Annotated in this window: 4 protein-coding genes; all 4 read right to left on the bottom strand. The window is 65.9% G+C overall.

Features of this window, described 5'->3' with window-relative positions:
- Window positions 1-40: 40 nt before the first annotated feature.
- The gene (locus tag QEN71_RS22810; protein ID WP_201660329.1) at window positions 41-1,219 is read right to left on the bottom strand and encodes an SGNH/GDSL hydrolase family protein; all 1,179 of its coding nucleotides are present in this window, start codon (window positions 1,217-1,219) and stop codon (window positions 41-43) included.
- A gap of 22 nt (window positions 1,220-1,241) precedes the next feature.
- Window positions 1,242-3,569 carry a condensation domain-containing protein gene (locus tag QEN71_RS22805; protein WP_201660326.1) on the bottom strand — a complete coding sequence of 776 codons (2,328 nt, stop codon included), beginning with the start codon at window positions 3,567-3,569 and terminating at the stop codon, window positions 1,242-1,244.
- 3 nt (window positions 3,570-3,572) lie between these two features.
- Window positions 3,573-13,493: a non-ribosomal peptide synthetase/type I polyketide synthase gene (locus tag QEN71_RS22800; RefSeq protein WP_201660323.1), complete on the bottom strand. Its 9,921-nt coding sequence runs from the start codon at window positions 13,491-13,493 to the stop codon at window positions 3,573-3,575.
- Between the two features lie 528 nt (window positions 13,494-14,021).
- On the bottom strand, window positions 14,022-14,732 hold the full coding sequence (locus QEN71_RS22795; protein WP_201660320.1) for a 4'-phosphopantetheinyl transferase family protein: 711 nt from the start codon (window positions 14,730-14,732) through the stop codon (window positions 14,022-14,024).
- Window positions 14,733-15,064 lie beyond the last annotated feature (332 nt).

Raw genomic sequence — 15,064 nt, 5'->3', positions numbered from 1 at the left:
GCGACGACCCTTGACGGGACCGCTTTCGGCCGGCTTTCCGTTATCGGCTCACGATGTTCGCGAGGTGATTTTCGGTAACGGGTGCCCGTGCCTGCGACGCCGACCGCTCGCTCGCGTCGAAACTCGGCTGCAGAAAACGGATGACCTCGGCATCGGAGATCGGTTTGAGCTGCAGCCCGAACGCCGCATTGAGCGAGAGGACGAGGTGCTGCGCCCACAGGGTATTCCAGACGACGCCCGCATGGCCGTCGGACGTGGCCGCGTTGTGCGGATCGTCGCCGGAGGTGTTGGTGATCGCCCAGCCGGGCGACAGATGCACCGTCTTGTAGGCGGGACGTCCGTGCTCGTCGCGCGCGCCCCATACACCAGCGAACCACGCGCGATCGCCGAGGAACGCGACATGGCGATCCGTCGCGGCGAGCTTGCGCAAACCGGCGTCGAAGCGGTTGAGCCCGGCATCGATGTTGGCGATCGCCTGCGCCGATTGCCAGCTGTCGAACTCGCCCGACCAGTCCGCATTGCTGAGCACGCCGATGAGCAGCACGTAGGTGTCCGGATGATGCTTGCGGATCAGTTCGACAGCCTTGCCGATTTCGCCGATACAGCCGTTGATCTTCGACGTGGTCAGCGGGCCATTCGGATCGCGGGACATGGCGTCGAGCACGTCGTGCGCGCCGACATCGTTGATGCCGATCCGGATCAGCACGACGCCGCCTTTCCAGGCTTGCGGCTCCGTGTCCATCAGCGCGACGAGGCGGACCGCCTGACGCATCGGCGGTCCCATCAACTGATTGCACCAGGCGCCGCTGATCGCGAAGTTGTAGCGGTAGTCCTCTTTTGCGGGCGCGCGGCCGAGACCTCCGAAAGCGTCGTCGATATACGCGCGATACCGGTTGGTGCCCCATGCGCCCCATTGGCCCTGGTCGATCTGGTCGCCCCGCAGTCGCGCGAGCACTTCCGTCCATTGCCACGTGGTCGCGCGATACACGCCGCCGCGCGCATTCGGCTCCGCGGCCCTCAGCGTGTCGTGATAGGACTGGCTGTCGGAATCGCCGAGCACGGCAAGCCGGATGCTGCCGGGCGGCAACGGCGCGCCGTCGGCGACAGCGGCAGCCGGCCGGCGGAACAGGTCGGCGCCAGCCAGCCTGACGTAGATCAGACCGGCCAGCGTCAAACCACCGAGGAACACGAGCAGCAGCGCTCTACGCAAACGGGACATGGTCCGACTGCCTTATCGAGAGCTAGGCGCTGCGGCGCGATGCCGATGCGGCGTCCGTCTCGCCGGAGGCCGCGGCATCGTCCGTCCCGGCTTCGGCTCCCGTCAGACGCGCCCGCAACTGCTTGCCGATCACCGCCGCCCCCGCCGACCGGAAGATCTGATCGTGCATACCCGGCACTTCGGTGACGACCACGTCGCCCGTCGTCACGGAGGCCCAGCCGAGATCGTGGGCGAACAGGCGGCCCCTGAGCACCTGCGCGCTACGGAAGATCTGGATCGCGCCGTCGTACGGTGCGGGCCGGTGCCGCGCCTGTTGCGCGAGCAGATACTCGATGTACCAGCGGTTCTCCGCCACGGCATGCTCCGTCGCATTGCCCCGGATGAGTCCGAGCTTGTACGCAAGGTCTGCGATGCCGAGCCAGCGAATGATCCGGTACTGCTTCAGAAACGACAGCATCGAGATGTCGCCGCGCTTGACCTTGCGGATGTCGCGCGGAATGTTGTCCACGCGCACCAGCATCTTGCGCAACTGCTTGTCGTGCCAGGGCATCGACTCGCGATAACCGGGGCACCAGGAATCGTTGAGGATCACCAGTTCCACCGTTTCGCCCTCGCGCCGTAGTTGTTGCGCGGCCTCCAGCGCGATTGCGCCGAGCACGCAGTGCCCCATCAGGATATACGGGCCATTCGGCCGTGCCATTCTGATCAGCCGCACGGCATCGGCGGCGAGGTCCTGGAAGGCGCGCAGCGGGAACTCGCGCGGCGGGCCTTCCGGTACCATCGGAATGTCGATCAGCGGCCGGTCGGTGCCGATCCGCTGGGCCAGTTCGTAAAACACGGCCGTGTTGTTGAGCGCGATGACGGGCGTGCCCGGCGCATCCTCGTTGAAGCGCACGATGCTGCGTGCTTTCGCCTCGAGTTCGGCCTGGCTCATGAAGCCGCTGACACCGACGCCCGCCGCGATGCTCTGCGCCGCTTTCCTTGCAGCAGGTGCCACCGGCAGCTTCGCGTCGATCTCGACGGTTTCCAGTACCGCCCGCCACGTCGCCAGATGGCCGTCGATCGTCTCGATGTCGTAGAGATCCGTGTCGCCTTCACACGAGATGCGCCAGCCGTCCGGGCGCCGCACCATGAAGAAGTTGAGGTCGTAGAGCGCGCCCGCGTTGAAGGAGGGCGAGGTCGTCGCGGCGAACTCACCCCGGCGAACCTCATCGCCCACGCCGACGAAGCTTTGCTGCAGGGCGAAATTGACCGAACACAGCGGCGGGCGTTCCGCATCGGATACCTCGCCCGCCATCTCCATCATCTCTTCGAACGGCAAATGCAGATGTTCGATGGCGTCGCTGAGCTTGGCGCCGCACTGCGCTGTGACGGCGGCAACACTGCTGCCTTGAGGAATGTCGAGGCGCAGTATCACCGTATTGATCAGCGGCCCGACTACGCCCTCCAGTTCCTGCTGGTCGCGCACCGACATCTGCGTGCCCATGGCGACCTTCGTCTGGCCGGCCGCCTTTTGCAAGGCCATCGCGAGGCCCGCAGCCGCCACGCTGAACAGCGTGACGCCTTGCGCCTTGGCAGCCGCGATCAGGCGGTCGCTGAGCGCGCCGGGCAGCAGGATCGAACGGATGATGCCCTGGAAGCGTCGCGCCTGCGGCCGCAGACGATCGCCGGAAACGTCGAAGCGGCTGAAATCCCGAAGTTCCTGGCGCCAGTGGGCGCGAGCGAGATCGAGCGCGCCGCTGGCAAGGAACTCTTCTTTCCACAGCGCGTAGTCGCCGTGGTGAAGATCGACATCGGGGTAAGCGGGCTCGAGTCCGGCATGAACAGCGGCCAGTCCTTCCACGAGCTCGCGCACGAGGATCGCGAACGACCAGCCGTCCATCACGAGCGAATGGAAGGTCAGCTGCAGTTCGCCCTGCGTGATCGAGCGAGGCAGCCACACGGCCCGGAAGAACGAAGGAGACGACAATGCGAAGGGCGTGCGCGCCTGCTGGCCGCCGACACGCTCCGCTTCCGCAAGGCCATCATTTTCCTCGAAGCCGGTGAGGTCGACTACTTCGAGCTGGAAGGGCGCGTGGCTCCAGACCTGCTGCCGCAGCCCCGCACCCGTCATCAGGAAGCCGGTACGCAATACCTCGTGCCGCGCGACCAGCTCGCGAAGCACCTGTTCGATGCTCGCGGCTTTCAGCGGCCCCGACAATTGCAGCCGGAACGCGATGTTGAGCGCGGACGCCTTCTGCGACGCCTTCTGCTCATGCCAGTACCGCACCTGGCAGGCGGTCGCCGGAAACAGGGCGTAGCTGGCTTCGACCTCGTGAGCAGGGGCGACCTTCAAGGCTAATCCGTTCATCGCTCAGACTCCTTCTGCAACCCGACGCTTGAAATTGAGGATCGACGGCCGGGCGACGGCAGGCGCCACCATCAGCTCTTCCGCCGGCGGGCCGTCGAGGCTCGCCGCCAGTTCGGCGATCGTCAGGTTCTTCATGAGCTGACGCGCATCGACACCGAGGCCGCGCTCGTTCATTCGCGCGACGATGCGGAACAGCTGGAGGCTGTCTGCGCCGAGGCTGAAGAACTGCTGGTCGATGCCGACATGCTGGAGACCGAGCACGTCGCCCCAGATCGCGGCGATCGTCGACTGCGTCTGCGTCAGGGCCACGGGTTCAGCCGCCACGGGTTCGATCGTGATGGCGTCAGCCGCTGCAGGCCCGGTCGATATCGGGGCAGGCGGCACTACCTTGAGCGCAGCATGCGGCTGACGCACGGGCGTGGCCACCATGTCCGCGGTCGGCACGGGCAGGGCTTTGCGGTCGAGCTTGCCGTTGCTGGTCTGCGGCAGTGCGTCGAGCGTCATCCACAGGGTCGGCACCATGTAGGCCGGCAACTGCCCGGCGACATGCGCGGCGATGGCACCCTGGTCGGCCTTGTCGGCGGCAGACGAGACGATGTAGCCCACGAGGCGCGGACTGTCGCCGACGGTATGCAGTGCGACGGCAGCGGCGGCAACGCCGGGCGCCTTGCGCAACGCAGCCTCGATCTCCTCGATCTCGATGCGGAAGCCGCGCAGTTTGATCTGCTGGTCGCGACGGCCGAGGTGCTGCAGCGAGCCGTCGGCGAGGCGCTTCGCAAGATCGCCCGTGCGGTACAGCCGGCACGGCGCAGCGCCCTCGATCGAAACCGACCGGAACGCGGCATCCGTCAGATCGGGCCGGTTGAAATAGCCCTTTGCGAGGCCGTCACCGCCGATCCACAGTTCGCCGCTCACGCCTTGCGGCGCCAGATGCAGGTCGTCGGTCAGCACATGCAGTTGCGTATTGGCGAGGGGCGCGCCGATCACCACCGCGCCGTCTGCCACGACACGCGAAGCGGACGACCAGATCGTCGTTTCCGTCGGGCCATAGAGGTTCCACACTTCAGCGCCCGTCGCCAGCAGCGCGTCGGCGAGATCACGCGGCAGCGGTTCGCCGCCGCACAGGATCCTGAAGCCCTGCGGCGCCTTGAAGCCCGCTTCCAGCAGCATGCGCCAGAGCGACGGCGTTGCCTGGAGAACGGTGGCGGCCTGCTCGTTCAGCCGCGTCACCAGCTCGTAGCCGGTGCGTACCTCGGCATGTCCTGCGATAAAGGTCTGCCCGCCAGCGATCAACGGCAGGAACAGCTCGAGACCGGAGATATCGAAGGAGAACGTCGTAACGGCGACGATGCGGTCTTTAGCGGTAAAGCCCGGCGCTTCCGCCATCGACAGCAGGAAGTTGCTCAGCGCGCGATGGGGAATCTCTACGCCCTTGGGCTGGCCCGTCGAGCCCGACGTAAAGATCACGTAGGCCGGGTCCGTCTCCGATACGTTGGGCAGCGTCACGGCTGCGTCGTCGCGTGGCGCAAGGAGCGTCTCCAGATCCAGCACGCGATGCGCGCCCGGTTCCAGCACGGCCCGGCTGGCGCCATCGGTGAGGATGGCGGCGATGTCGGCGCCGTCGAGGATCTGGCGCAGGCGCGCAGGCGGCATCGTCATGTCGAGCGGCACGTAGGCGCAACCGGCCCGCCACACGCCGATCATCGCGGCCACTGTCATCACGCTGCGGTCCATCGCGATGGCGACGCGTCCGCGCGGCGCGATACCTGCCGCCACGAGACTGCGGGCGATCTGGCTGGCGCTCGCATCGAGCTCGCCGTAGCTCAGCCGCAGGACTTCATCCGACACGGCCGGCGCATTGGGCGTCTGGCGGGCTTGCGCGGCGATCATGGCGGGAGTCGTGTGCGAGAGATCGTAGGCACGCTGGGAGTCGTTCAGCTCGTCGCGCAGGTGATGGATCTCGGCTTCGTTGAGCAGCGACAGTGCCGCGACCGTCGTTTCGGCATCATGGGCGATCGCTGTCAGCACGTTTTCGTAGTAGCCGAGCCAGCGCTGGATCGTCGCTTCGTCATAGACGTCGGTATTGAAGTCGCAGTCCAGACGCAGACCCTTTGCCGATTCGATCACGTTCAGGAACAGATCGAAGTTGCTGCAGGCCTTCGCGTTCGGCGCGAAGCGCGTCGTCACACCCGCCATGTCGAGCTCGCCGTCGACCTTCTCCAGATTGAACTGCAGATCGGTCAACGGAAGGCGATTGAGATCGCGCTTGACACCGAGGTCGCGCACCAGCGCGCCATAGGTGTAGTTCTGCCGGTCACCGGCGTCGTACAGATGATCGCGCACCGCCTTCATGTGCGTGGCGAAAGGCTGGTTGCGGTCGAACTTCACGCGCAGGGGCAGGAAGTTGACGCAGTGCCCGACCAGCAGCGCTTCGCCCGCTTGCGACTGGCCCGCCATCGGTGCGGCGATCACGACATCGTCATTGTTCGACAGGCGGCCGAACAGCACCTGCGCGGCGCCGAACAGCGTGGCGAACAGCGAGCAGCCCTGTTTCGAGGACGCGGTCTTCACCTGCTTCAGAAGATCGGCGCCCAGATGGCGTGTCGTCGAAGCGCCGCTGAAGCTCTTGAGTTCCGGGCGCGGACGGTCGCCGGGCAGATCGGGCTGCGGCGCAGGGTTGCGATGGAGATTCATCCAGAAGTCGCGCGTGTCCGCGTCGACACCGGCTTCATCCTGCGCCTTGGCGAAGGCGAGAAAACTCTGCACTTCGTCGAGTTCAGCCTGTGCGCCCGACACTTCCGCCGCGTAGAGCGCGGACAGATCGCGCAGGATGATGTTGATCGACCATCCGTCGCAGACGATGTGATGGGCAGTGAACACGAACGCCCACTTCTGGCTTTCGAGCCGCACGAGCCCGGCGCGCGCGAGCGGACCACGCGTGAGATCGAAGACCTCGCGGGCTTCCGCATCGATGATGGTCTTCAGTTGCTCAGCCGCATCCGCGTGGCTGGACAGGTCGATCTTTTCCAGCGGCACGATCGTTGCCGGATCGACGAACATCATGTCGCCGACGCGCGAGAAGTGAACACGCAGCGCATCGTGGCGGGCCACCGTTGCCGCGAAGGCGCGCTCGAACGCGGCCTCGTTCAGCTCGCCGTTCAGTTCGAGCGTGAACGACTCGTTGAACGCGAGCGACGCTTCGTGGCTCACCTGCGCCGACATCCAGATTTCCTTCTGCGGCTCGGTCAGGGGCGCCTGCGTGAGTTGCGCCGGCGCGGTAAGCGGTGCGTTGCCGAGAATGCCGACGCGTTGCAGCGCATCGATACTCGCGATGAACGCATCGCCGATCTTGCGGATGTCTTCGTCCGAGTGGCTCGTCGTCAGGAAGCAGGGGAAGCCTTCCATCACATGCACGCCCAGGTAGCGCATGTACGGATAGAACAGGCTGCCCAGACGGTCTTCGCCCGCGAAGCTGACATAGAACCAGCTGGAGAACGATTCGGCGCGCGTCGCGATGCCGACTTTCTCCAGATACGCGTTGATGCGCTGCACGAGGCCGTCCATGCGGCTCGCGAGCTTGTCCTGCAGCGCCGGGCCGGCCTCCTTGAGATGCAGCAGCACGGCTTTCATCGCGGCGAGCACGACCGGGTGGCGCACGAACGTGCCGGCGAAGAAGGTCGGCGGCACTTCGGGCACCGAGTTGTCGCCGAACTGCCACTGGCCGCCGTCGAGCGCATCCATGTACTGCGCGCTGCCCGCGAGCACGCCGACGGGCAGGCCGCCGCCGACCACCTTGCCGTAGGTCGCCATGTCGCCCTGGATGCCCCAGTAGCCTTGCATGCCGGCGGGGTGGACGCGGAAGCCCGTCACGACTTCGTCGAAGATCAGCGCGGATTCATTGGCGGCCGTGACTTCGCGCAACTGCTGCACGAACTCCTTCGGACGCAGATTGGGGTGACGCGACTGCACGGCTTCGAACAGCACGCCGGCGATATCGTCGATGTTGGCCTTGATCCACTCCAGGCTTTCCGTGCGGGCATACGGCAGCACGACCATGTTGCCGACGGACTGTTGCGGGATTCCGGGGGCGAGCGGGAACGCGCGCGGCACGCCCGCTTCGCTGCCCGGCTTGACGAGCACTTCGTCGAACTGGCCGTGATAGTCGCCGTCGAAGCAGACGATCTTGTCCTTGCCCGTCACCGTGCGTGCGAGCCGCATCGCGGCCATCACCGCCTCCGAGCCGGTATTGCAGAACGTCACGCGCTGATGGCCCGTCATGTCGGCGAACATCTGCGCGACTTCACCCGCGAGCGGCGACTGCGGTCCGATCGCGAAGCCTTCTGCCATTTGTGCGTTGACGGCGTCCACCACGAAATCGGGCGTGTGGCCGAACGCGGTCTGGCCATAACCGTTGACGATATCGATATATTCGTTGCCGTCGATATCCCAGATCTTCGAGCCCTTCGAGCGCTGCGCGACGATCGGATAGACGAGCTCCTTCCATTCCTCGCGGAAGCCGCTCGCCGTGCGCGGATCGGCGAGCACGGATCGATAGGATTGCGTACGGGATTTCGACTTGGGCGTTTTCGCCGAGTAGCGCGAGGTCAGATCGCGGATGAATGCGCCCTGCGCATCCGACATCTGCGCCGAGTTGGTCGCACCGGGCTTGTAGGCGGTAAAGCGCGTCGGACGGTTCTCCTCGAACTTGATCTCCGGCCCGGCGGCGCGCGCAGGCGCGGCAGCCACGGCGACGGGCGCTGTTGCGACGATCTGGGCGATCTGGGCAGGCGCCACGGCGGCCTGAACGGCGGCTGCGGGTTGTGCGATGGCCACGGGCGCGCCTTGAAGCACGTCGAGCTGTCGCGTCATCAGCGACTGCATGGCGGCGATCTGGTCGCGGATCACCGACTGGATATCGCCCGTCGCGGCGCTCGGCGCGAACTGGGCGGCCATCACGGGCGCGGCGGCGACGACGATCGGCGCAGCAGCCACGGCGGCTACGGCAGCAGCGGGTGCAGCGGCAGCAACAGGCGCGGCCTCGGCGGCTGCCGGCACGGCCGGCTGTTCCGGATCGGGCGGCAGCGTGCCGTCGAGGAACTGCGCGAGCGCGGGCAGCGTCGGATAGTCGCTCATGATCTGCCGGAAGCTGATCGTCACGTCGTAGCGGCGGCGCAGTTGTCGCGAGACTTGCCCCATGAACAGCGAGTCGTAGCCGAGATCCCAGAAGGTCACGTCCGGATTGGACGTATCGGGTGCTTCGCCCGACATTTCGGCGAGAAGCGATGCCAGTTCGGCAATGAGGCGCGGTTGACGGTCGATTTTTGCGGGTTGGGCCATGGCGGTCTGCGGAGTGTCGGTTGTGGTCTCGGGCGAGGCGGGCGCGGCGGGGGCCGCAGCGGGCGTCGTCTGGGGACGTGATGAAGAAGTCGTGGCGGGAGCGTCGATCCAGTAGCGTTCCCGTTCGAACGGATAAGTGGGCAGCGAAACACGGCGGGCGGCGTCTGCGCGGACGGTCTTCCAGTCCGGCGTGACGCCGTTCAGCCAGACACGCCCGGTCGCTTCGGCGAGAACGGCGAGTTCCCGCTCGCGCATCGCGAAATCAGGCAGGGAAGCGATGGCGCCTGCATGGCGGTCCTTCGGCAGACCTTGCGACGCGAACGTCGTCAGCGTGCGGCCGGGGCCGATTTCGAGCAGCACGGGCCGGCTTTCCGACGTCACCGTGCCCAGCGCGTCGCTGAAGCGCACGACGTCGCGGCAATGTCCCGCCCAGTAGCGGCCTGTGACGGGCTGATCCATCGACGCCCACTGTCCCGTCACCGACGACACGTACGGAATCTTCGGGATAGCGAACGAAAGCGTGTCGGCGAGCTTCGCCAGATCCTCGACGACACCGGACATCATCCGCGAGTGGAACGCATGCGACGTATGCAGCCGCCGATGATCGATCTCGCCTGCCTTCAGCGTGGACTCGAAAGCCTCGATGGCCGCGAACGGACCGGCGACGACGCTGAGCGACGGCGCGTTGATGGCGGCGAGGTCGACATCGGCGGGCAGGATCGCTTTCAGTTCGGCTTCCGGCAGCCGCACGACGAGCATCGCACCCGGTTCGGCCGACTGCATCAGCGCGCCGCGCTGCGCGATCAGGTACAGCGCATCTTCGAACGCGATCGCCTCGGCGACGCATGCCGCGACCAGTTCGCCGACGCTATGACCGATCATCGCCGCCGGCTTGACGCCGCGCGATATCCACAGCTGCGCGAGCGCATATTCGACGAGGAACAGGGCAGGCTGCGCGTAGATCGTCGAGCGGATCGGATGCGGCGTGTCGTCGCCTTCCGGCGTTTCGCTGAAGAGCAGCGTGCGAATGTCGAGCCCGAGGTGCGGCGTCAGCGCCTCGGCGCCCTTGTCGATCCACTGGCGATAAACGGGTTCCGTGCGATACAGCGCGTCGCCCATGCCGGGATACTGCGCGCCCTGGCCGGGGAACATGAACACGACGGGCAGCGCGTCTTGCGGCGCCTGGCCTTCGATTGCGCCTTTCTGCAGTTTGGCCTGCGCCTGTTCGACGCTGTCTGCGACGACCACGGCGCGGTGCGCGAAGGCGCGGCGGCCTGCTTGCAGCGTCGCGGCCACGTCGGCGAGCGAGGTGTCGGGACGCGTCGTCAGATGCTGCGCGAGATTGGCTTTCGCGCGATCGAGCGCGGCTGCGCTGCGCGCCGAGAGCGGCAGGATCTGCACGCCTCGTTGCGATTCGCCCGCGACTTCGCGCGGGGGCGCTTCTTCGAGCAGCACGTGCACGTTCGTTCCGCCGACGCCGAACGAACTCACGCCGGCGCGGCGCGGCGTCGGACCGTCGGCCCACGGACGCGCCGCGACGTTGAAGAAGAACGGGCTGTTGCTCACGTCGATGCCGGGGTTCGGCGAACCGAAATGCAGCAGCGGCGGCAAGGTCGCGTCGCGCAGCGCCAGCGCCGCCGCGATGAATCCCGTCACGCCCGCGGCGGCGTCGAGGTGTCCGACATTCGCCTTCGCCGAACCGAGCGCGCAGAACTGGCCGCCTTCCACGCCGCCGAGCCGGAACGCCTGCACCAGCCCCGCGAATTCGATGGGATCGCCGAGCGGCGTCGCCGTGCCGTGCGTTTCGATATAACCGACGGAAGCGGGATCGATGCCCGCTTCCGCGTGCGCGATGGCGATCGCGCGGGCTTGCGCATCGACGCTCGGCGCGGTGAAGCCGACCTTGTCGGAACCGTCGTTGTTGATGCCGACGCCACGGATCACGGCGTAGATCGGGTCTGCGTCGGCGATCGCGTCGTCGAGACGTTTCAGCAGCACGACGCCCGCGCCGCTGCCGAACACCGTGCCTTTCGCATCGGCGTCGAACGGACGGCACACGCCGTCGGGCGCGCCCATGCCGCCTTCCTGATAGAAGTAGCCGCGCTTCTGCGGGAAGGTGATCGACACGCCGCCCGCGAGCGCCATGTCGCAGCGTCCCGCGCGAAGGTTCTCGACGGCCATGCCGATCGCCGTCAGCGACGTCGAGCACGCCGTCTGCACCGAGATCGCGGGTCCCGTGAGGCCGAGCTTGTACGCGGTGCGGGTGGCGACGAAATCGCCTGCGCCGACCAGCTTCTGATACTCGCCGATCTGGAACTGGCTCGTGAATTCGTCGATGACGCCGCGATCCGTCAGCACGTGCTTGAGGAAATACGTATTCATCGACGTGCCCGCGAACACGCCGACGGCGCCCGCGATCGTCGCGGGATCATAGCCCGCGTCTTCGAATGCTTCCCACGCGATTTCGAGGAAGAGGCGCTGCTGCGGATCGGTCAGCGCCGCCTCGCGCGCCAGCACGCCGAAAAAGCCGGCGTCGAAGCGGTCGACGTCGGCGAGAACCGGCCGCGCTTTCACATACGATGCGTCGCGGCGCAAGGAATCGTCGAAGGTGTCTTCGAGTTCCGTCACATCGAAATGCGTGATGCAGTCGCGGCCCGCGAGAATGTTCGCCCAGAGTCCGGCGACGTTGTGCGCGCCCGGAAAGCGGCCCGACATGCCGACGACGGCAATCGCGCCGCTGTTCGCATCGGGGCGGCGACGGATCGATCCGTCGCTCGCTGTTTCGAGCGTCGCGTGCAAATGCGTGGTCAGCGCCTCGACATTGGGATGGCGGAACAGATCCACCAGCGCGACCTTCGCCGACACGTCGCGCAGGATGATCGCGTGCGCGCGCATCAGATCGAGCGAGCGCAGCCCGAGATCGAAGAAGTTCGCGCGGCGATCGACCGCTTGTCCGAGCAGTCCTTCGAACACGGACGCCAGCTTCCCGGCAATATCGTCGTCGACGGGCGGGGCTTCGGCCGATGTCGCGGCGGTCGTGTCGAGGCCCGCGAGCAACGCCTTGCGGTCGATCTTGCCGTTCGGCGTCAGCGGGAAGTCGGGCAGGACGCGCAGCGCCGTCGGCATCATGTAGTCGGGCAACGCTGACTTGAGGTGCGCGCGGATCTGCTGCTGCAGGACGGCGGGTGCTGCGCCCGACTTGACGAAGGCTGCGATGGACTTGCCCGTTTGTGCGTCGAATGCAGCGACGGCGGCATCCGCGACGCCGGGCGCCGCGCGCAGCGCATGTTCGATTTCGTCGAGTTCGATGCGCTTGCCGGCAATCTTGATCTGCCGGTCGTTGCGGCCGAGAAAATCGATGGCGCCGTCTGCGCGTCGACGAACGAGATCACCCGTTCGATACAGTTTTGCAACAGGCGAGAAGACGTCGTCGACGAACTTCTCCGCCGTCAGTTCCGGGCGATTGAGGTAGCCGAGCGCCACGCCGTCGCCGCCGACGACAAGCTCACCGACTTCTCCTTCGCCGACGGGAACCAGCTTGTCATCGACGATGTAGACGCGCGTGCCCGCAATCGCATCGCCGATGGGAATCGCGCCGCCGTCGGCGAGCGCGTCGCCCTCGCGTGGAATGCGATAGCAGCAGCTGAAGGTTGTGTTTTCCGTCGGACCGTAGCCGTTGACGATCTGCAGCGACGGATGCGCGTCCATCACCTTGCGCACGTGAACGGGCGACAGCACGTCGCCGCCCGTCAGCACTTCCTGGAGCGGACGGAAGGCTTCCAGCCGATAGTCGGCGAGCGCGTTGAAGAGGCCCGCCGTGAACCAGGCGCTTGTCGCGCCGAGTCGCGCGATATCGGAAGCGATCGTGTCGAGCGACGGCTGCACTGCATCGATGATCGCGGCGCAGCCGCCGTTGAGCAGCGGGCCCCAGATTTCCAGCGTGCTGGCATCGAAGGCGAGCGGCGCGAGATTGAGAAAGCGCGTCTGCGGCGACAGCGCCGTGAAGCTCTGGCCGTGCACGAGGCGCAGAATCGCACGCTGCGGGACGATCACGCCCTTCGGCTTGCCCGTCGAACCAGACGTGTACATGATGTACGCCGGGTCGTCGCGATGTGACGCATGCAGCGGAGCAGGATCGGCCGCTTCCGACGACGCCACGATACGGGCGAGATCGACCAGCACGCCGTTCAGATCGCCGACGCTCGCCAGCGCCGACCCTTCCGCGATGATGAGCCTGGGCTCGCAATCGGCCACGATGAAATCGAGTTGCGCGCGCGGATAGGCGGGATCGAGCGGCACGTAGACAGCGCCCACGCGCAGGATCGCGAGAATCAGAGCGAGCGTGTCGCGGCTGCGCGGCACCATGATCGCGCAGCGCTCGCCGGGTTGCAGTCCCATCGCGAGCAGGACGGTGGCAAGACGTGCCGAACGTTCGCCGAGGGCAGCGTAGCTTTCCTGCCCCGTCGAATCGATCACAGCAAGATGATCGGCAAACTCCGCACGGACTTCGTCGAAACGCGCTGCCACGCCGGGCATATGACCTGTCCCGCCCGGCAGGTTGCCTGGAAATCCATCTCTGTGTGACATTTGCCGCTCTCCAGTTATGAAATGAAGGCCTTGCCGAGCTACGCCTGACACTGGCGCGCAGCGAGCGCACATCACGGCGACCGGTCACGGGAGACGCAGGCAGCACGCGGATCGACGCGCCTGACCTGTGACCCGAACGCCAAATTTGCGGTAATGGAACGTTAAACGCCCTCGTCATACGTATCCGTACGCCTTCGCACACACAGGCGTGTGAACAACACTTTGCGTGGAGAACCGCGCCCAGAGCGGATGAGGCACGTCCGTTCGGGTTTGCGCACGGCGATGCGCGTGCGCACGTTCGGAGTGCGCGAAGGAGCGGGCGAGCAGGTCGCGTGAAGACTCGCGCGCTGATTTTTTGCGTGAATGCGGTGCGCTGGCGAACGCAGCGTCGGCGGAAATGTGGGCTTTTAAATGGTGTCCGGCGGCGAGTGTGCGATGCCGCACAGAATGCCGTACAGAACGTTGAAGCCGGAGCTTTCGCTTTGAGTTTTGTTAGGACTGCGCGGGATGACGACGAAACGTCGTTGCTCAATTCATCCGGACGATCGACCAGTCCGTGCGCCGGGCCGCCACCGCGCCCGCGCAGCTCGCGCTGGGCGAAAGATCGCGAACGCGCCAATGAGCGGCTTCTTCCGCATCGCCGCCGACCAGATGCGGCGTCGTGTCGCCGCGAATGGACAGGTCGAACTCAAAATGCGTAGGTGGAAGTATGAAGCCGGTGCCGAGCGCTTTCAGGCAGGCTTCCTTGCGTGCCCAGGTGTCGAAGAAGACGGGTTGGTGCTGTGCTTCCGGCAACGCGTTGAATTGCGCGCGTTCTTCGGCGGAGAACACTTCGAGAGGCAGATTGTCTTCGATCGGGCGGATCAGTTCTACATCGATGCCCACCTCGAAACCATTCGAAACCGCGAGCGCCGCCGCATTCTCGCTGTGACTGAGATTGAAGCAGAGGGTCCACGCCGAAGGCTGCGTCGTGCAGAAAGGTTTGCCATCCGAACCATAGTCGAGCGCGATCTCGCGCGGCGACAAACCTGTATAGCGGCTGAGAAGCTGTCGGAGTTCTCCGCGTCCCGCGACGAAGCGGCGGCGATGCCGTTCGTGGTGGAAGCGGTTCGCGCGCTCGCGTTCTTGCGTCGAGAGCGTTTCCCAGTACCCATCGACATTGTCGCCGAGGACGGCCAGATCCCACTGCCAGACATGCACTTCTTGCGGAGACGGCGGTGTGAGAAGGGAAGGGGACATGGAAAGCCTGGTTTCGACTGACGGAGCGCTTGCCGATTCTACCGTGATGCGTCAACTTGCACGGCGCGGTGAGTAACGGTGTCGAACATGAAACATGTCGCACGGGGCGATAGGTGTTTCAGTCGCGATACAGGCGGCCGGCAACTGACGCGAACGATTCTTCGACGAACAGCCTTCGGTTGTGATCCGTAGCGCTTCCAGTTTTATCGCTTCGATGCAACGTACCCGAGCGTTGTACCGTCGCGGGTACAACGCAATGGGGCGTCGTGATGTTGAATGAGCGGGTTGAAGCGCGTGCACGTCAGGCGTCGCATCGGGACGCGTGACGTGTC

It is taken from the genome of Paraburkholderia sabiae, assembly GCF_030412785.1.
GTDB classification, from domain to species: domain Bacteria; phylum Pseudomonadota; class Gammaproteobacteria; order Burkholderiales; family Burkholderiaceae; genus Paraburkholderia; species Paraburkholderia sabiae.
This window is presented reverse-complemented; position numbering and strand designations above follow the sequence as displayed.